Genomic DNA, 17,022 nt, shown 5'->3' with positions numbered 1-17,022 from the left:
ATGCAATGCAGTGTCGCCGCGAACTGAGTTTGCGCTCAACCCATAACGTTGGGGCAGGGCGTTCCAAGATTGGCGCGCGGCCGTGGCATCTGCCAGAATGAAACGATGTGGATACGTTCGTTGATTCTCGGATCTTTGCTGGCCCAGCCGGTCGTCGCGCAGTCTCTGTCAGGGGCGGAATTCGATGCCTACACGCGCGGTAAAACCCTGTTCTACGACTTTGGTGGAACGACTTATGGCGTCGAACGGTATTTGCCCAACCGGCGCGTGGTCTGGTCGTTTCTGGATGGCGACTGCAAGGAGGGCATCTGGTACGAACAGAACGGCCAGATTTGCTTTGTTTACGAAGACCGCACCGACCCGCAATGCTGGGTCTTTACCCGCTCGTCCCAGGGGTTAATCGCGCAGTTCGAGGGCAACCCCGAAGCCACCGAACTGTACGAAGCAGCCGACGTCGACGAAGATATGATCTGTTACGGACCCGAGGTCGGCGTCTGAACGTGGGTCTTCGTCAGAACAACGATCCTTGATCCGGGGCCGGTGGCTTGGACGGTTTGTTGGCGGTCGGGGTTGTCCCGGACAGCGGTTCGGTCTTCAATTCTCCATCGGCAAACTCGATGGTCAGTGCAGCGTGCTTGCTGGCTTGCGCCTTTGTGGTGACCACGCCGCTTTCGGAATGCACCACGGCGTAGCCGCGTTGAAGCGTGGCTTTGTAGCTGAGCGTCTCGCGCAACCGGTCAGTCGCATCTAGTTGCTGGCGGAGCCGGTCCACCCGCAGAGTCTGCGCGGCCGTCATGCGCTGGGCCAGTTGGTTGACTCGGTCGCGCTGCTGCTGGATGTCGCGTTGGATCGGGCGGATCGACAGGCGCGAGGACAGGTTGCGCAGCGTGTCGCGCCGCGCGGCCACGAGGTTGCGCAACGTTGACGGGCGCAGGTGCCCGGACAGTTCCACCACCTGCAGGCGGCGGTTCTGCACACCGCGTTGCAACGCTGGGGCTAGACGATCGGCAATCAGGTCCAGTCGCTGGCGCGGACCATCCAGTAGGGTCTCGGGGCGCGGCAGGGCGCGCGACAGATCGCGCAGGCGTTGGGCGCGGCGCTGTACGGCGTCGGTGGCTGCGCGGGACAGACGCGCGCCCTGTTCGCCGGTCCAGGCCAGCAGTTCCATCCGCACGGGAACCGCCAGTTCGGCGGCGGCGGTGGGGGTGGGCGCACGGCGGTCCGAGACATAGTCGATCAATGTGGTGTCGGTTTCGTGCCCCACGGCCGAGATCAACGGAATCTCGGACTCGGCGGTGGCGCGGGCGACGATTTCCTCGTTGAAACCCCACAGATCCTCGATCGAGCCGCCACCGCGGGCGACGATGATCAGATCGGGGCGGGGCAGCGCGCCGCCGGGTGTCAGGCGGTTGAAGCCCTGAATGGCGTTGGCGACCTCGGACGCGCAATTGGCGCCCTGCACGGCCACGGGCCAGATCAGCACCTTGCGCGGGAAACGGTCGCGCAGGCGGTGCAGGATGTCGCGGATCACCGCGCCCGAAGGCGAGGTGACGACGCCGATGATCTGCGGCAGGAAGGGCAGGGGCTTCTTGCGCTCGGGCGCGAAGAGCCCTTCGGATTCGAGCTGTTTCTTGCGTTTTTCCAGCAGCGCCATCAGCGCGCCTTGCCCGGCTACGGCCACCTCGTCGACGTTCAGGTTGTATTTCGACTGCGCGCCAAAAGCTGTGAGGCGGCCCGTGACGACGACTTCGAGCCCCTCTTCCGGCACCACCGACAGGCCCGCGATCTGGCCCTTCCAGGTGGTGCAGGCCAGTACGTTCCGGTCGTCCTTGATGTCATAGTACAAATGCCCCGAGCGCGCCTTGAACACACGCCCGACCTCGCCCCGTACGCGGATTCGGCCAAATGTGCCTTCCAGCGTGCGTTTCACCTCGCCCGAGATCTCGGACACGGTGTATTCGGGGGTATTCTGGCCGGGAATCGGATCGTCAAGCAGGTCGGACATTTCAGCGCCTTGTTTCGATTGCCCGCGCAGCTTAGAACGCCGCGCAGGCAAGGCCAAGCAGATCGGAGACTTTCATGAACATCCTCATTCTCGGCAGCGGCGGGCGCGAACATAGCCTGGCCTGGGCGGTGATGCAGAACCCCAAATGCGACCGCCTGATCGTGGCGCCGGGCAATGCCGGGATCGCGCAGATCGCCGATTGCGCGGCGCTGGATATAGAGAATGGCGGCGCGGTGGTCAGTTTCGCCGAGGAAAACGCGATTGATTTCGTGATCGTCGGCCCCGAGGCGCCCTTGGCCGCTGGGGTGGCCGACCGGCTGCGCGAGGCGGGCATCCTGGTGTTTGGCCCTTCGGCCGAGGCGGCGCGGCTGGAGGCCTCAAAAAGTTTCACCAAGGAAATCTGCGATGCGGCCGGTGCGCCCACCGCTGCCTACGCCCGGTTCACCGAGGCCGAGCCGGCCAAGGCCTATATCCGCCAGCAGGGTGCGCCGATCGTGGTCAAGGCCGACGGTCTGGCCGCGGGCAAGGGCGTGATCGTGGCGATGGACGAGGCGACCGCGCTGGAGGCCGTGGACGACATGTTCGGCGGCGCCTTCGGCGGGGCCGGGGCCGAGGTGGTGATCGAGGAGTTCATGGACGGCGAAGAAGCCTCGCTATTCGTGCTGTGTGACGGCGAGAACATCCTGTCGGTCGGCACCGCGCAGGACCACAAGCGTGTGGGCGAGGGCGATACCGGCCTGAACACCGGCGGCATGGGGGCCTATTCTCCGGCACCGGTTCTGAGCCCCGAGGTCGAAGAACGTGCGATGGAACAGATCGTGCGCCCGACGATGGCCGAGATGGCCCGGCGCGGCACGCCGTTTCAGGGGGTGCTGTATGCCGGGCTGATGATCAAGGACGGGCAGCCGAGGCTGGTGGAATACAACGTGCGCTTTGGCGACCCGGAATGCCAGGTACTGATGATGCGTCTGGGGGCGCAGGCGCTGGACTTGATGCACGCGGCGGCCGAGGGACGGCTGGGCGAGGTGCGGGTCAACTGGGCCGACGATCACGCCTTGACCGTGGTGATGGCCGCGCAGGGCTACCCTGGGGCATATGAAAAAGGCAGCGTGATCAACGGGCTGGATGACTTGCCCGAGGACAGTAGCCATATGGTTTTTCACGCAGGCACCAAAGCGCAGGACGGGCAGGTCATGGCCTCAGGGGGCCGGGTTCTGAACGTGACGGCGCGCGGAGCAACACTGCAAGAGGCGCGTGACAACGCTTATGCGATGGTCGAGGCCATCGATTGGCCGGGCGGCTTCTATCGTCGCGATATCGGGTGGCGGGCGCTTTGACGGTTTGAGGCTCCGCAGGTAAGAGGGGCCTCGGCCGACGGCCTCACCTCGGGATTTCTTGACCAGATGAATCCCCGGATCAGCAGTTCAGCGCGCTCACAAGGGCTTGTCGGTTTTTCAACGGGCCAATATCCTGGGTTTTCCAGCCGCCATCGTAGCGGACAGCAATGATCCGGCGCCAATCGCTGCTGGCGACGATCAACTCAGGCTGGCCGTTGCAGGTACGAAGGCCGCCTGAAATGAAATCCTCTCCGATCCGGTGATTAGTCAGGCCGGGGAGCGCGGCGATTTCCGTCAGTCGGCCGTCTGAGAAGCGCCAGATGCGCAGGGTCTTGGCCAGGTGGGGGCGGTCGACATAGGCAATTTCGATATTTCCGTCGCCATCCAGGTCTGCTGCTCCGACAGGGGCCAGCCAGCGGAAACGGGTGCCGATATGCGGTGTCGCCGCCATGCGGCCCTGCGGGCCGTAGATGGCAAGCCGAGCGCCCTGTCGTGCGTCACTCTCCACCGCGATGACTTCTGGAAGCCCGTCGCCCGTGACGTCGATTACGCGGGGCGCGAGGTCTTCGAAGACCAGATGATCGGGCAGCGTAAAGCTGCGGTGTTTGCCATCTGAAAACGTGAGTTCAATCGAACCCCATTCGATCTGGTCACCCAGAACGCCGTGGGGATAGCGGGTGGTCGGATCCGTGTAGCGGGCGGTCGTTATGGTTTCGGCAGCCAAGGCAGGACCCGCCAGCCACAGGCATGCAGCCATAAGCGCGCCGCGCACGCGGCATGGCCAAAAGCGCACCGCCGGACGCGGCGCTTTGAAGCCGCAGCGCATGCCGCCGGACGAGCGGGGCATGCGCCGTCGCATCAGATCTGCTTTTCCGGCATCTGGACGACCAGCCCGTCCAGTTCGTCCGTCACCTTGATCTGGCAGGTCAGGCGCGAACGGGCCGGGTCGGGCTCGTAGGCGAAGTCCAGCATGTCTTCTTCCATGTCGTCCTTGGCAGGCAGTTTCTCGACCCAATCGGGATGGATGTAGACGTGACAGGTCGAGCAGGCGCAGGCGCCGCCGCAATCGGCCTCAATGCCGGGAATGTTGTTGTCACGGGCGCCTTCCATGACGGTCAGGCCGTTGGCGACCTCGACTGTGTGTTCGGTGCCGCCATGCTCGACATAGGTGATCTTTGCCATTGCTCGCGTCTTCCTTCTGCGGTGTTCAGGTTCCTCATTAGTCAAGGGATTTAGGTCTTTCCAGTGCCATTTGCGACCAATCTGGGCGTGATCGGGCAAACGGTCCGTCATTGTCGCCCAAATTCCACGCGTTCGCGCCGCAACCGAATGGTTTGCCCGGGGTTTTCTATCAAAGGTTGATGCGCGGATAGCGGTTTCGATTGTTGCGTGCACGGATTTGTGTTCAGGTCGTGTGACCGTGATTTGATAAGGGAGTGAGCAGATGCCGTTGACGGTTCAGGACGCAAAGATTGTGGTTGGGATGAACGAGCGGGGCGATGCCGAGCATGACATTGCCGCGTGGTTTGGCGAAAGCCAGGCGAAAATCGTGGAGGTGATCGACGGGATCAGCCATGGTGCATTGGCAGCAGCGAATGACGATGAGCTTCATCCGGTCGGAGCGCCGGGCCCCAAGGCTCTGCGGTTGCGCAGTGACGTTTTGCGGGCGCTGGATGCGTTGGACGGGGATGACCTGGCCAAGGCCAAGGCGGTTCTGCGGGAAGGTTTGGCCACGTTCAACGCGCATGACGCCAAGTGACATTGGTCTGCGCTGCGGCCGCGCGTAGCGCATGACCTTTCTGGCTGTGGTTTCGGTCCCCTGCATCTGGACATTCAAGGTATTTGTTCTATTTTTGTTCTCATGCGTATCGCATCAACACCACAGCCCAGTTCGGGCCGCCCTTGGCCCAGACCACCGGCCTGCCTTCCAGCCGACCGACTGGACGACCCGCCCGAGGGTGCGCGGGTTGCTGTGGCGGGATTGGTGATCCTGCGGCAGCGACCTGGTACGGCCAAAGGGGTGATCTTCATCACGCTCGAAGACGAGACCGGCATCGTGAACGTGATTGTCTGGCGCAAGATCTATGAGCGGTTCCGCCGGGCGGTGATCTCGGGGCGGTTGCTGCGGGTGACCGGGCGGATGCAGCGGGCCCATGCGGTGACCCATGTGATCGCGGAAGAGATTGAGGACATCTCGGGCATGCTGGACCTGCTGGTGCGGGGTGACGGGGCGGATGCCTGCCGGCCTCAGCCGACTGCAGAGCACAATGAGTTCGCCAAAACGCGCAATTTCGGCTAGTCTTTTGCATCATGCGGTTGCCGGGGGGGAGCGCAGATGTCGACGAATTCGGCTGGTTTCGTAGGCAATATTCCAAGTCATTACGACGCGGGGTTGGGTCCGAATATCTTCACTGACTACGCGGACAGACTTGCCGCCCGTTGCGCCGAAGAGCCGGTGGCCAAGGCCATCGAACTGGCCGCGGGCACGGGGATCCTGAGCCGCAAGCTGTGCGATGTGCTGCCGAGTGAGACCCAAGTTTTGATCTCGGACCTGAACGCGCCCATGCTGGAGGTTGCAAAGGCCAAGTTCACGGCGGCGGATAGCGTAAAGTTCGCGGTCGTCAACGCGATGGATCTGCCGTTCGAAGACGGCGCGTTCGACATGATTACCTGCCAGTTCGGGGTCATGTTCTTTCCCGACAAACCCGCTTCGTTCCATGAGGCGGCGCGGGTGCTCAGACCGGGTGGGCGCTATGTTTTCAACGTGTGGAGCTCGATGTCCGAGAATCCGTTCTCGCAGGTCGCGCACGATGTGGGCGCATATTTCTTTCCGCAGGATCCGCCGGGATTCTACAAGGTACCGTTTCACTATGGTGACCCCGAGTCTGTCCGGACCGATCTGAGGGCCGCAGGCTGGACGGATATCCAACACGAAACGATCCGGCTGACGAAGACCATCGTCAACCCGGAAGCCTTTGCCCACGCTTTGGTTTTCGGCAACCCGTTGGTTGATGAAATACGAGAGCGCGGCGGCGTGGATCCCACGGACGTGGCGGCGCGGATGTTCTCTGAATTGAAGCGCGCCTTTGCTCCGCAGGGCATGACGATGCCACTGTCAGCGACCACGTTCGTCTGCCGAAAGACCTGACGGTAGGTCGCGCGCACTCCGACCAGGGTCAGAAAATACCCAATGACGATCAGGCCAACAGTGCCTGACCGTTCTTGAGGTGACGCGAAATCAGACCGCGCTGCTTGTGACCTTTTGGAATCAGGGCGGCCGGCCTTGGTTCAAAGCCGGGGTCCTCAAACTCCGGGAACAGGGCCAATATCTCGGCGCGAGCCGCCTCGGGGATGGATTTCAGCGCTTCGGGGCCGGCGAACAGGCTTTCGCTTGGGGTGTCGTTGGCAAAGACGACCTGATGCGTGTCGAAAAGAAGGTGGAAATAGCAAACGGATTCCTTGTCACAGACCCGGTCAATACCGTCCAGCGGCAGCAGCGACTTGGCCGAAACTAGCACCTCGTTGGTGTTGAACATGCGTTGCGCGATCTTTGACCGCACCAAAATGCGGTGCTGGGGTGAAACGGTCAGGTCCTGTGTTGGCAGCCCTGCGCCGAGCGCGCCGGCGGCGATCCGGATCGGAACCAGTTTCGGATTGGCGGAGAGGTCGACGCTGTCCAGTTCACGGCGCCCGATCCAGCGGATCGGCTGATAGCTGCCAGCGTAGGTCAAAACCAGATCTCCGACCGACAAGTTTTCGATCCTTGTTGTCCCGTCCTTGGTGGTGATCAATGTGCCGGCGGTAAAGCATGGGACATTCGAAATCGGCGATGCCTGACCATCACTGCTGCCGGCAACCTCATAGGTCGTACCGGGAGTCGGCAGGACGGGACCGCTGATGCCGACATTTACACCGTCGATGCGAATGACCCAGAACGTGTCGCCGGAGGTTGTCGTAAAACCGAATTCGAGCTCGACCTGATCGCCGGGCTGAAAGGTCTGTCCGTTGATCGTCACCGCCTGGCTCAAAACCTGGTCGTTGTTGGCCGTACTGGGCGATGAGCCGTCCCCGGGCGTGTCTATGTAACCGTCCGAAAACAGCTGGCTGGCCGTGCCGTCGTCATCCTTGACGTTGATCACGGTCAGTGCGGCACCAGCATTCAAGGAAAAGGTCGTTCCGACGGGATAGCCGACAGTGTTGTTCGTCGATGCGCCTCTCCATTGGTCGAACCCATAGATCGGCACCGTGAAATTAAATGTCGCCAAACCTTAACTCCTTGTTACCGCTTGTAGTTACAGAACGGCCAACGCGCAATTCAACTCTCGTCAGGGCTTTGATGCACAAAGAGGTGCGATACGCTCCGAGTTGCCTGAGATTTCAGCATTTGGTGAACGCTACCGTTTGAACAGAACGTTCTGCGCGTCTTTGCTGCGATGATCTCCGCGCAGCTCGGCATGCAGGGCACGTCCCGCCTGAACTCCGGGGCGGGCTCCCACGGTTTCCAGCCACCGGGCAAAGTGGGGTTTGTCCTCCAGCGTCTGCTGCTGACCCTCCCACAGGCTGGCCCAGCCCCAAATCGACATATCGGCGATCGAAAAAAAGTCGCCGGCAACATATTCGTTGTCGGCAAGGCGCCGGTCCAGAACGCCGTACAGGCGCGCAACCTCGGTGCGGTAGCGGTCCTTGGCATAGGGCAGGTCCTGCGGCGGGTCCAACTGGGGGGCATATTTCAGAAAGTGGTGTGCCTGACCGGCCATCGGTCCGACGCCACCCATCTGCCACATCAGCCATTCCTCGACCGCGATCCGGTCACGCTCGGTCGATCCGTAGAACCGGCCGGTCTTGCGGGCCAGATACATCAGGATCGCGCCGCTTTCGAAAACCGAGATCGGTGCGCCATCCGGGCCGTCTGGGTCGACGATCGCCGGCATCCGGTTGTTGGGCGAAATTTCCAGAAACTCGGGCGCGAACTGATCACCTTTGCCGATGTTTATGAGGTGTGTCTGGTAGGGCAGCCCCATCTCCTCAAGGGCAATGGATACTTTCCAGCCATTTGGCGTGGGCCAGAAATACAGGTCGATCGGGTGTGTCATGGGGCCTCCGTTTTGCGACACGATCATGAGCCATTCGCCGCAAAGGGCAAGTGCGCGGTGGATGTCGCGGCTTGACGCCCGCGCGCCCGAGGCGTATGCGCAATCCAGAAACCACGTGGCGATTTGTTACCGGATTGCGGGCCACGCTAAACAACACCGCTAAAAGGTCAGGATGAAAGACCCCTTTCGCTTGACCGCGTCTGGGGTTTTTTTGATTTGCCCTCGGGTTTCGGGGCCGAAAGGTAAAGACATGAGCGAAAGCTGGAACAAACGCACCCAAGCCGTCCACGGCGGTATCCGTCGCAGCCAGTACAACGAAGTCAGCGAAGCGATTTTCCTGACGCAGGGGTTCGTCTACGACTCCGCCGAGCAGGCCGAAGCTCGGTTCATCGAGACTGGCCCGGACGAGTTCATCTATGCCCGTTATGGCAACCCGACGGTTGCGATGTTCGAGCAGCGCATCGCTGCGCTTGAGGGGGCCGAAGATGGTTTTGCGACGGCGTCCGGTATGGCGGCCGTGAACGGGGCGCTGACCTCGATGCTGAAGGCGGGCGATCACGTGGTTTCGGCCAAGGCCTTGTTCGGGTCGTGCCTGTACATTCTGGAGAATATACTGACCCGCTATGGTGTCGAGGTGACCTTTGTCGACGGCACCGACCTGGATCAATGGAAGGCCGCGATCCGACCCGGCACCAAGGCCGTGTTCTTCGAATCCATGTCGAACCCCACGCTCGAAGTCATTGACATTCGCGCGGTGGCTGAACTGGCCCATGCGGTGGGGGCCACCGTGATCGTCGACAACGTGTTCTCGACCCCGGTGTTTTCGCAAGCGATCGCGCAGGGCGCGGATGTGGTGGTTTACTCGGCCACCAAGCATATCGACGGGCAGGGCCGCGCGCTGGGCGGCGTGATCCTTGGAACCAAGGAATTCATCCGCGGCACGGTAGAGCCTTACCTGAAACACACCGGCGGCGCGCTCAGCCCGTTCAACGCTTGGGTCATGCTCAAGGGGCTGGAAACGTTGGCGCTGCGGGTCAATGCCCAGGCCGAGACGGCGCAGAAGCTGGCCGAGGCGCTGGAGGGGCACCCGGCGCTGGAGCGGATCATGTATCCGGGCCTGAAATCTCATGCCCAGAACGCTCTGGTGCAGAGCCAGTTGGGGGGCAAGGGCGGTACGGTCTTGTCGCTGGACATCAAGGGGGGCAAAGACGCGGCCTTCCGGTTCTTGAACGCGCTGACGATCCCGGTGATCTCGAACAATCTGGGCGATGCCAAGTCCATCGCAACCCATCCCGCAACGACCACGCACCAGCGGTTGAGCGATGCGCAGAAAGACGAATTGGGCATCACGCCCGGTTTGATCCGCTTTTCTGTCGGGCTCGAGGATGCCGACGATCTGCTGGAAGATATCCGGCAGGCATTGTCGGCTGCTGCGGTGTGACGGCGTACATGCGCCATTGAACACATCGGCAACCGCGCAATGTCGCCCGGGGAAAAGGGCGCAATCCGGTCGGAAATGGCGGTTTTGCGATGGTTTTTTCGATCCGGGCTGCTATCTCACCCGTATTGGGTTACACTGTGGTTTCCGCCGCAGTCAGAGATGGCCTGACGACACACCGAGGATACGCAGCCAATGAACATTCATTCGCGCGACATTGACGAAAAACCTGATTGGGACGAGGCCGCTGAGGCTCTCAAGGTCCTGCGGAAATGGGCAAAGGGCGCCAGCGTGGCCGAGATCAGCCAGCTTGATCCGGCGGTTGCACGCCTGGTGCCCGGGTTGATGCCGGACAACTATCCTTCGATGTCACGTGAATACCCCGAAGACTTCAAAGTCGACGAAGCCTACAAATCTGCGTTGCCCGATCTCCAGAACGGCCCGTCCAGCCTGATCCGCGGTGCGAAACAGCAGATCCAGCATGTGGGTATCTCGAATTTCCGCCTGCCGATCCGGTTTCACAGCAAGAACGGTCCGGACCTGACGCTTGAAACCTCGGTTACGGGCACCGTTAGCCTCGAGGCCGAGAAAAAGGGCATCAACATGTCCCGGATCATGCGGTCCTTTTACAAACATGCCGAGCGTACGTTCAGTTTCGAGGTGATGGAATCTGCCCTAAGCGATTATCTGACCGACCTCGACAGTTTCGACGCAAGGCTTCAGATGCGATTCTCCTATCCCGATCGGGTCAAAAGCCTGCGTTCGGGTCTTGAGGGATATCAGTATTACGACATCGCGCTTGAACTGGTCGAACAGGGCGGCGTGCGCCAGAAGATCATGCATCTCGACTATGTCTATTCTTCGACCTGCCCATGCTCGCTGGAACTCAGCGAACACGCCCGGTCGGTGCGCGGGCAGCTTGCGACGCCGCATTCGCAGCGTTCCGTGGCGCGCATTTCGGTCGTGGTCGATTGTGACGCCGATTGTTTGTGGTTCGAGGATCTGATCGCCCTGTGCCGCCGCGCCGTTCCCACTGAAACCCAGGTGATGGTCAAGCGCGAGGACGAGCAGGCCTTTGCTGAGTTGAACGCCGCCAACCCCATCTTTGTAGAAGATGCCGCGCGTCTGTTCTGTGCCGAGCTGCTGGCCGATCATCACGTGGGTGACTTCCGCGTCATCGCCAGCCATCAGGAAAGTCTGCACAGCCACGATGCGGTCTCGATTCTGACCGAGGGTCCGACATTTGCGTCCACCAGTCTGGACCCGCGCTTGTTCACGACGCTGTTCCACGTCGGCTGACACGAAAAGCGCCGCGAAAACCGGCGTATATAGGGCGGTAGGCGCCTTTTTGCCGCAATGCAGCAAAAAATGCTGCATGAGCGCGATTATTTGCATACATTGAAGGTGACTGCAGCTGTGGCGCGCCATGTCAGTCGTGGCGCACCACCCCGAAAGGAACCCGGGACGTGTTACGCCTTGGACTGCAATACACCATCGTCCGTCCGCGCGATCGGAACGGCAAGGGCTTTTCTACCTCGGAAATCGGGCTGCTTCATTGCTATAGGAGAGACTTGGAATGAATCCCATTGCCCAACAGCTTGAGCTGCAGGCCGCTGCCTTGCGGCTGGCCGGCTATGCCGTGACCAGCCAGATGAAAATGATGCAGGCATTTGCTCAAACAGTGTTCCCGATGCCGGTTGCTTCGGTCACCGAACCTACGAAGCTGGCGGTGAAGCCGGCCAAGAAACCGGTGGCGCGAACCACGGCCAAACCCGCCGCGAAGAAGGCGAAACCTGTGGTCAGGGCCAAGGCCAAGACGGTCGCAAAGCCGGCTCCGAAGCCGAAGGCACCTGCAAAAGCCGCACCGAAACCGGTCGCGAAGGCCACAGCCAAGCCCAAAACGCCGCCTGCACCGGCCAAAAAACCGTCGCAACCCGCCGCAACGGCCACCCCTGCACAGCGCGTTACTCCGGTCGGATCGGAAAAACCCGCACCGGCCGTAACGCCCAAGGTCAAGCCCAGCGCGGCAAAACCTGCGGCTTCAACCGAAGAAGCCAAGGCCAAGAAGCCCGTAGCGACTGCAACTACCAAACCCGCCGAGGCACCGAAACCGACCACGCGCCGCACGCGTGCGCCGTCCAAGCCACCGGCCATGCCACCCGTGGCTGAAAAAATGGACGACTGATCACAGATCATCTGCTTGACACTTTCGGGCCCGCGCGCCAACGCTGCCCGTCATGATGGATCTTCGCCCGGTCGGATATGTGATTGGCTTGCTGGTCGCCATACTTGGGGCGACCATGCTATTGCCGATGCTTGCGGACATCATCGAGGGTCGGGGCGAGTGGAACGTTTTCTTTGAAAGCGGTGTCATCACCATCCTGACCGGCGTGGTTCTGGCCATGAGCTGCTCGAACGGTGTGGGCGAGGGGCTGACCATCCGTCAGACCTTTTTGCTGACCACTGGCGTCTGGGTCGCGCTGCCGCTTTTCGGGGCAATCCCCTTCGTGTTCGGTGAGACCGAACTACGATTTGTCGATGCCTATTTCGAAGCCATGTCCGGGCTGACCACCACCGGTTCGACCGTTATTTCCGGGTTGGATGATCTGCCGCGTGGCCTGCTTTTGTGGCGCGGTTTGCTGCAATGGCTGGGCGGGATCGGCATCATCGTCGTGGCCATGGTCTTCCTGCCCGAACTCAAGGTCGGCGGTATGCAGATCTTCCGCTCGGAAGGGTTTGAAACCATGGGGAAAATCCTTCCGCGCGCGCAAGAGATCGCGGGCCAGATTTCGCTGATCTATGTTTTCCTGACCGTAGCTTGCGCCTTGGTGTATGCCGGTTTGGGCATGAACTTTTTCGACGCGGTCGTTCATGCGTTCACAACCGTGTCCACTGGCGGGTTCTCGAACTATGATGCTTCGTTCGGAACGTTTTCGGGGCCCGCGGAATACGCCGCGTCCGTATTCATGATCCTGGCTGCTCTGCCGTTCGTGCGCTATGTGCAGTTCGTCAACGGCCGGACAGGCTCGATCCTGGAAGACAGCCAGATCAGGGCCTTTCTGGCCACGATTGCCGTTCTGGTGGTGATCATGGCGGTCTTTCTGACATCGGTCTTTCCGCATCACTGGGAACAGGCGGTGCGCGAGTCGCTGTTCAACATCACCTCGATCATTTCCGGCACCGGCTATGCCAGTGTCGATTACATGACCTGGGGCAGTTTTCCGATCATGATGTTCTTCATGATCGGCCTGATCGGTGGTTGCGCCGGTTCGACGGCCTGCTCCATCAAGATCTTCCGGTATCAGTTGCTGATTGCTTCCATCAAGGCTCAGATCAGCCGGATTCGGTCTCCGCACGGAGTGTTCGTGCCCAAATATGATGGCCGCGCCATCAGCCGCGATGTCCTGACATCGGTCATGAGCTTTTTCATGTTCTTCGCGCTGTCGCTGGGGGCGTTGTCCTGGGCGCTGGCGCTGACTGGTCTGGATTTCATCACGGCAGTATCCGGTGCAGCGACGGCGCTTGCCAATGTTGGCCCCGGCTTGGGTGACCAGATCGGCCCCGCAGGGAATTTCGCCGGGCTGAACGACACGGCCAAGTGGTTGCTGACCTTCGGAATGCTGACCGGCCGGCTGGAGCTGATGGCCGTGTATGTCCTGTTCACCATTCGGTTCTGGAGAGGCTGATGAAAAGACCATTGGGCGCCCAAATCTCGCACATGCTCAAGGATCGGGGGGTCGAAGTCATTTTCGGCATTCCCGGTGTGCACAATCAGGAAATGTACCGTGGAATCGAAGAAGCGGGCATTACTCATGTGCTGGCGCGGCATGAGCAAGGCGCGGGCTTCATGGCTGACGGTTATGCAAGGGCGACGGGCAAGCCCGGCGTCGCCTACGTGATCACCGGTCCTGGCCTGTGCAACGTCATGACGCCGATGGGGCAGAGCTATACCGACTCGGTTCCGATGCTGGTTCTGTCGTCCTGTCTGGGCGAAACTCAGGCGCAGCGTGGCCAGTTGCACCAGATGAAAGATCAGCGCGCGGCCGCTGAATGCGTGACCGACTGGTCCTGTCAGGCAAACGACGCGCAATCAGCCTATGGCCTGATCGAACGCGCTTTTGAGGAGTTCGCGTTGAAACGCCCGCGCCCCAAGCATATCCAGGTCCCGATTGCGCAGTTGGTGGCCGAGGCCGACCCCGCTCCTTTTCCAAACCAGGACGCGGTGCGGGTCAAGGCTCTGGCGCCGGACATCTCGCCGGTTCTGTCGCTGCTGAACATCGCACGGCGGCCGCTGTTCATACTGGGTGGTGGGTCGAGGTCGAACCTGTGGCGCCAGATTCTGTCTCAGCTCGGTGCGGCCTGTTTCACCACTTATGCAGGGCGTGGGTTGGTCGGCACCGGCTATACCCTGGATTTCGGCGCGACCTTGCCGCGACCCGGCAGTGCCGAGGTGATTGGGTCGGCCGATCTGGTCATCGCGGTCGGTGCCGAATTGGGTGAGGTCGACCTTTGGCGCGATCAGTTGGGCCACAACGCGACCTTGGTGCGGGTTGACCTCGACCCCGAGGTGCTGGCCGACCGGCACCGGGCGGCGGTCAAGCTGCAGGCCGACGGCGAAAGTTTTGCCCATGCATTGTGGTCCGCGACCCAAGACTGCAAACCGGCCACCGGCTGGTCGCCGGAAGAGGTGGCCGAAGCCCGAGCACGCTGGCGCGCCGAGGTCGACGCGGAAAGACCGGGTATCGTGCCGGTTGCCGACGCCTTGCGTGCAGCGATGTCCGCGGACACCATGATCTATTCCGACATGACCCAGTTCGCCTATGTTGCAAAAGAGGTCTGGGACATGGCGCGCCCATACCACTGGCACCACCCGACCGGGTTCGGCACTCTGGGCTATGCGCTGCCGGCCGGGATCGGCGGCGCGGTTGCGCGGCGCGGAAAGCCAACTGCCGTGATCGCCGGTGACTACGGGTTCCACTATACGATGCAGGAACTGGGTGCGGCGGTCGAGCTGGGGTTGTCGCTGCCCATCATCCTTTGGGACAACGGCAAGCTGAAAGAGATCGAGGACAGCATGGTCGGCAGCCAGATTGCTCCGAATGCGGTTGTCGCGCGCAACCCGGATTTCTGCAAGCTGGCCGAGGCTTTCGGAGCGCGGTCGGCCGCTCCGAACTCGCTGCCGGAAATGCAAGCTGCCGTTCGCGCGGCGTTTGACGCGCCCCTGCCGACCCTTGTGCACGTCACGCCCGATATCTTGAAGGGATAAAAAAGGCGCCGCAACATCCTGCGACGCCTTCAAATTCTGTTCGTGACTTCCGGTCAGCCCCAGCAATTCACCAGCACGGTCATGCCAGTCGCGCGGCGGTTCAACTCGTCAGGCGAAACCTGGCCGGTTTCCTGCGCGGTCTGGGCCGTTGCCCCGGCCTTTGACAGGATCTCGTGAAGGCGGTCGGCCGCGGCAGCCAGGCTGACATCGCGGGGCAGGGTGCGCCCCTCGGTCCGCGCAGGCAGCAGCATTCCGACCACGTTGCCGTGATCATCGAATACCGGGCCGCCGGCGTCTCCGGGTTGTGCGGTCAGGCTCAGGCGGGTCACGCCAGCCTCTCCGTTCAGCCCGCGGATATCGGCGATCTTGCCGTAGGTCAGGGTCGGAGCCCCCAAAGCGCCCTCATATGAGTACCCCGCGACGGCCACTTCGGATTGCAGGCGAGGCTGGGCTTCATTCAAGGCCGCAACGGCCATCGGTGCCAGCGTCTTGTTGGGGCGCAGGACCGCCACGCCCAGTTCGGGATCGCTCCACGCGGTTTGCAGTTCCTGACCGTCCTCAAGGGTGACGCGGGTGCAGTTCTGCACCGCCTCGGCCACGGTCAGGACCAGACCGTTGGGATCGGCAAAAAAGCCCGACCGCGACAACCGTGGTTTTCTGAGTTGCAGACCGGACATCAAGTCGATGCTTTGCTCGGCATTGGCGCCGGCCGCAGCATCAAGAACACCATCGGTGGTTTCAAAGCTGGCGATCATTGCGGCTAGAACCCGGGCGCGGCGTGCGTCATCGCCTTCGGGCCAGACAAGGGTGAAGCCTTTGATCTTTCCGTCGCTCAGATTGGCTTGTGTATAGGATACGATCCCGTTGCCACGGCCTTCGATGGTAAACCTGTCGCCATGCAGCTCACGCGGGCCATTCAGCGGAACGATCTCGAGCGATTGCATCGCCTCGAACAGCGCGCGCAAAGTGGTTTTGCTGCCCTCCTGGCTGATCAAAACGACCCGTGCGTCCAGATCCCCGCTGGAATTGAAATGCGCGAACGGCGCCTCGTATCGGTCGAAGGCAATCACTCCAAGCGGCAGATCGACGGAAATCCCGGCGCGATCATCGACGTGGCGGTCCATGCCGACGCTGATCAGCGGGGCATTGTAGTTATCCATCAAAGCCTTGCGCTGTGCCGTCGTCAGGACACCGGTCGGTTCAAAGCCGTTGAACCGCTGCCATTCCGCCATCGACCGGCGTGTGCCCTGGCCGAATGCCCCGTCGATGGTCGAACTGTAGAACCCGGCAGCCTGCAATGCGGTTTGCAGGTCTTTTCGTTCCTGTCCGCTCAGCAGCCGCTCGGACTGCAGGGCCTGTGATCTCGTCTCGTCCGAAGGTTGCGGCGTCAGACCGGCCTGTGGCTGCTCTGGCTGCGGCTCGGGCTGAACGGGCGCTGTGATTGCCCCGCGGTTCAGGACATTTGCGCCAATTGGCCAGAACTGCTGCCCAAGGGCGCCTGAAAAGGTGATGAAACTGTCTGAGGGGATCTGCCGTTCGGCCCGGTAGACGCGCAGCACCTGCTCGGCGTCGGCCCGCAGATAGGGGCCGATCACGATGGCGTACCAGCCGCTGTTCAGGCGGAACCCGTTCACGTCGGGCAGGGCATTGGCATAGACTTGCGCCCGGTCCTGCGCCTCGCGAAGCGACGGCTGCGCTTCGACCTGAACCCAGACGCCTGCGTCAGCCCCCTGTTGAGCATACGCAGCGCGCAGGCCGACCGTAATCAGTAAAAGAATTGCAACGAATATGCGTGTCATTTTCTGCCCGTTTTATGCAGTGTTTTGGCTTTGCCTCAACTTACGCGATTCAGGGGTGAAAACGCTATGCCCACGATACGGGGA

16 protein-coding genes and 1 riboswitch are annotated in these 17,022 nt (G+C 61.6%); of the genes, 10 read left to right on the top strand and 6 right to left on the bottom strand.

Translation table 11 applies throughout. From position 1 onward, the window contains the following. Positions 1-105: 105 nt before the first annotated feature. Positions 106-498, top strand: coding sequence for a hypothetical protein (locus ACR0NY_RS05130; RefSeq protein ID WP_170368712.1), 393 nt, complete (start codon positions 106-108; stop codon positions 496-498). 13 nt (positions 499-511) lie between these two features. On the opposite strand, the gene xseA is transcribed toward ACR0NY_RS05130, so the two are convergent. Further along, positions 512-2,005, bottom strand: a complete 1,494-nt coding sequence (gene xseA / locus ACR0NY_RS05125) for an exodeoxyribonuclease VII large subunit (protein WP_170337884.1) — start codon at positions 2,003-2,005, stop codon at positions 512-514. Between the two features lie 74 nt (positions 2,006-2,079). Between xseA and purD the strand changes: the two genes are divergently transcribed. Continuing rightward, complete coding sequence (purD, locus tag ACR0NY_RS05120; RefSeq protein ID WP_170337886.1) at positions 2,080-3,342, top strand: phosphoribosylamine--glycine ligase; 1,263 nt, start codon at positions 2,080-2,082, stop codon at positions 3,340-3,342. A 79-nt stretch (positions 3,343-3,421) separates the two neighbouring features. On the opposite strand, the gene ACR0NY_RS05115 is transcribed toward purD, so the two are convergent. Together ACR0NY_RS05115 and ACR0NY_RS05110 are read right to left on the bottom strand one after the other, a co-directional pair. Then, on the bottom strand, positions 3,422-4,168 hold the full coding sequence (locus ACR0NY_RS05115) for an FG-GAP repeat domain-containing protein (RefSeq protein WP_437342515.1): 747 nt from the start codon (positions 4,166-4,168) through the stop codon (positions 3,422-3,424). 32 nt (positions 4,169-4,200) lie between these two features. Further along, positions 4,201-4,524: a 2Fe-2S iron-sulfur cluster-binding protein gene (locus ACR0NY_RS05110; protein ID WP_093962514.1), complete on the bottom strand. Its 324-nt coding sequence runs from the start codon at positions 4,522-4,524 to the stop codon at positions 4,201-4,203. Positions 4,525-4,786: 262 nt separating this feature from the next. Between ACR0NY_RS05110 and ACR0NY_RS05105 the strand changes: the two genes are divergently transcribed. From ACR0NY_RS05105 to ACR0NY_RS05095, 3 genes are all read left to right on the top strand, one after another. Further along, positions 4,787-5,101, top strand: coding sequence for a hypothetical protein (locus ACR0NY_RS05105; RefSeq protein WP_093962513.1), 315 nt, complete (start codon positions 4,787-4,789; stop codon positions 5,099-5,101). Between the two features lie 102 nt (positions 5,102-5,203). Further along, entirely contained in the window at positions 5,204-5,641 is a 438-nt protein-coding gene (locus ACR0NY_RS05100) for an OB-fold nucleic acid binding domain-containing protein (RefSeq protein WP_093962512.1), read from the top strand. A 36-nt stretch (positions 5,642-5,677) separates the two neighbouring features. Next, positions 5,678-6,490: a class I SAM-dependent methyltransferase gene (locus tag ACR0NY_RS05095; RefSeq protein WP_170368711.1), complete on the top strand. Its 813-nt coding sequence runs from the start codon at positions 5,678-5,680 to the stop codon at positions 6,488-6,490. A gap of 49 nt (positions 6,491-6,539) precedes the next feature. Here the strand turns inward: ACR0NY_RS05095 and ACR0NY_RS05090 are convergent, their stop codons facing one another. Both ACR0NY_RS05090 and ACR0NY_RS05085 read right to left on the bottom strand, forming a co-directional pair. Beyond that, on the bottom strand, positions 6,540-7,607 hold the full coding sequence (locus ACR0NY_RS05090) for a Hint domain-containing protein (protein ID WP_254432901.1): 1,068 nt from the start codon (positions 7,605-7,607) through the stop codon (positions 6,540-6,542). Between the two features lie 129 nt (positions 7,608-7,736). Further along, entirely contained in the window at positions 7,737-8,435 is a 699-nt protein-coding gene (locus ACR0NY_RS05085) for a glutathione S-transferase N-terminal domain-containing protein (RefSeq protein ID WP_170368710.1), read from the bottom strand. Positions 8,436-8,540: 105 nt separating this feature from the next. Continuing rightward, a riboswitch (SAM riboswitch) is annotated at positions 8,541-8,618 on the top strand. Between the two features lie 67 nt (positions 8,619-8,685). On the opposite strand from ACR0NY_RS05085, the gene metZ reads away from it, so the two are divergent. The 5 genes from metZ (at position 8,686) to ACR0NY_RS05060 (ending at position 15,139) form a co-directional block, all read left to right on the top strand. Beyond that, a complete protein-coding gene (gene metZ / locus ACR0NY_RS05080) occupies positions 8,686-9,876 on the top strand; it encodes an O-succinylhomoserine sulfhydrylase (RefSeq protein WP_170368709.1) in 1,191 nt (396 codons plus the stop codon). Positions 9,877-10,068: 192 nt separating this feature from the next. After that, on the top strand, positions 10,069-11,172 hold the full coding sequence (folE2, locus tag ACR0NY_RS05075) for a GTP cyclohydrolase FolE2 (protein WP_170368708.1): 1,104 nt from the start codon (positions 10,069-10,071) through the stop codon (positions 11,170-11,172). A 277-nt stretch (positions 11,173-11,449) separates the two neighbouring features. After that, entirely contained in the window at positions 11,450-12,058 is a 609-nt protein-coding gene (locus tag ACR0NY_RS05070) for a hypothetical protein (RefSeq protein ID WP_170368707.1), read from the top strand. Between the two features lie 52 nt (positions 12,059-12,110). Then, positions 12,111-13,559 (top strand): TrkH family potassium uptake protein, encoded by a 1,449-nt coding sequence (locus tag ACR0NY_RS05065; RefSeq protein ID WP_093962508.1) that lies wholly within the window; start codon positions 12,111-12,113, stop codon positions 13,557-13,559. Then, positions 13,559-15,139: a thiamine pyrophosphate-binding protein gene (locus ACR0NY_RS05060; protein WP_170368706.1), complete on the top strand. Its 1,581-nt coding sequence runs from the start codon at positions 13,559-13,561 to the stop codon at positions 15,137-15,139. Before ACR0NY_RS05065 ends, ACR0NY_RS05060 begins: the two co-directional genes overlap by 1 nt. Positions 15,140-15,192: 53 nt before the next feature. Here the strand turns inward: ACR0NY_RS05060 and ACR0NY_RS05055 are convergent, their stop codons facing one another. Continuing rightward, a complete protein-coding gene (locus tag ACR0NY_RS05055; protein WP_170368705.1) occupies positions 15,193-16,938 on the bottom strand; it encodes a serine protease in 1,746 nt (581 codons plus the stop codon). Positions 16,939-17,022 lie beyond the last annotated feature (84 nt).

The organism is Ruegeria sp. BJ5 (assembly GCF_056537865.1).
Note: the sequence above shows the minus strand (reverse complement) of the source record. Positions and strands in the feature narration are given on the sequence as shown.

Excerpts from the sequence above, each read along its gene's own strand:
- ACR0NY_RS05130 (WP_170368712.1), top strand. The coding sequence starts at position 106 with ATGTGGATACGTTCGTTGATTCTCGGATCTTTGCTGGCCCAGCCGGTC.
- xseA (WP_170337884.1), bottom strand. The coding sequence starts at position 2,005 with ATGTCCGACCTGCTTGACGATCCGATTCCCGGCCAGAATACCCCCGAA.
- purD (WP_170337886.1), top strand. The coding sequence starts at position 2,080 with ATGAACATCCTCATTCTCGGCAGCGGCGGGCGCGAACATAGCCTGGCC.
- ACR0NY_RS05115 (WP_437342515.1), bottom strand. The coding sequence starts at position 4,168 with ATGCGCTGCGGCTTCAAAGCGCCGCGTCCGGCGGTGCGCTTTTGGCCA.
- ACR0NY_RS05110 (WP_093962514.1), bottom strand. The coding sequence starts at position 4,524 with ATGGCAAAGATCACCTATGTCGAGCATGGCGGCACCGAACACACAGTC.
- ACR0NY_RS05105 (WP_093962513.1), top strand. The coding sequence starts at position 4,787 with ATGCCGTTGACGGTTCAGGACGCAAAGATTGTGGTTGGGATGAACGAG.
- ACR0NY_RS05100 (WP_093962512.1), top strand. The coding sequence starts at position 5,204 with ATGCGTATCGCATCAACACCACAGCCCAGTTCGGGCCGCCCTTGGCCC.
- ACR0NY_RS05095 (WP_170368711.1), top strand. The coding sequence starts at position 5,678 with ATGTCGACGAATTCGGCTGGTTTCGTAGGCAATATTCCAAGTCATTAC.
- ACR0NY_RS05085 (WP_170368710.1), bottom strand. The coding sequence starts at position 8,435 with ATGACACACCCGATCGACCTGTATTTCTGGCCCACGCCAAATGGCTGG.
- metZ (WP_170368709.1), top strand. The coding sequence starts at position 8,686 with ATGAGCGAAAGCTGGAACAAACGCACCCAAGCCGTCCACGGCGGTATC.
- folE2 (WP_170368708.1), top strand. The coding sequence starts at position 10,069 with ATGAACATTCATTCGCGCGACATTGACGAAAAACCTGATTGGGACGAG.
- ACR0NY_RS05070 (WP_170368707.1), top strand. The coding sequence starts at position 11,450 with ATGAATCCCATTGCCCAACAGCTTGAGCTGCAGGCCGCTGCCTTGCGG.
- ACR0NY_RS05065 (WP_093962508.1), top strand. The coding sequence starts at position 12,111 with ATGATGGATCTTCGCCCGGTCGGATATGTGATTGGCTTGCTGGTCGCC.
- ACR0NY_RS05060 (WP_170368706.1), top strand. The coding sequence starts at position 13,559 with ATGAAAAGACCATTGGGCGCCCAAATCTCGCACATGCTCAAGGATCGG.
- ACR0NY_RS05055 (WP_170368705.1), bottom strand. The coding sequence starts at position 16,938 with ATGACACGCATATTCGTTGCAATTCTTTTACTGATTACGGTCGGCCTG.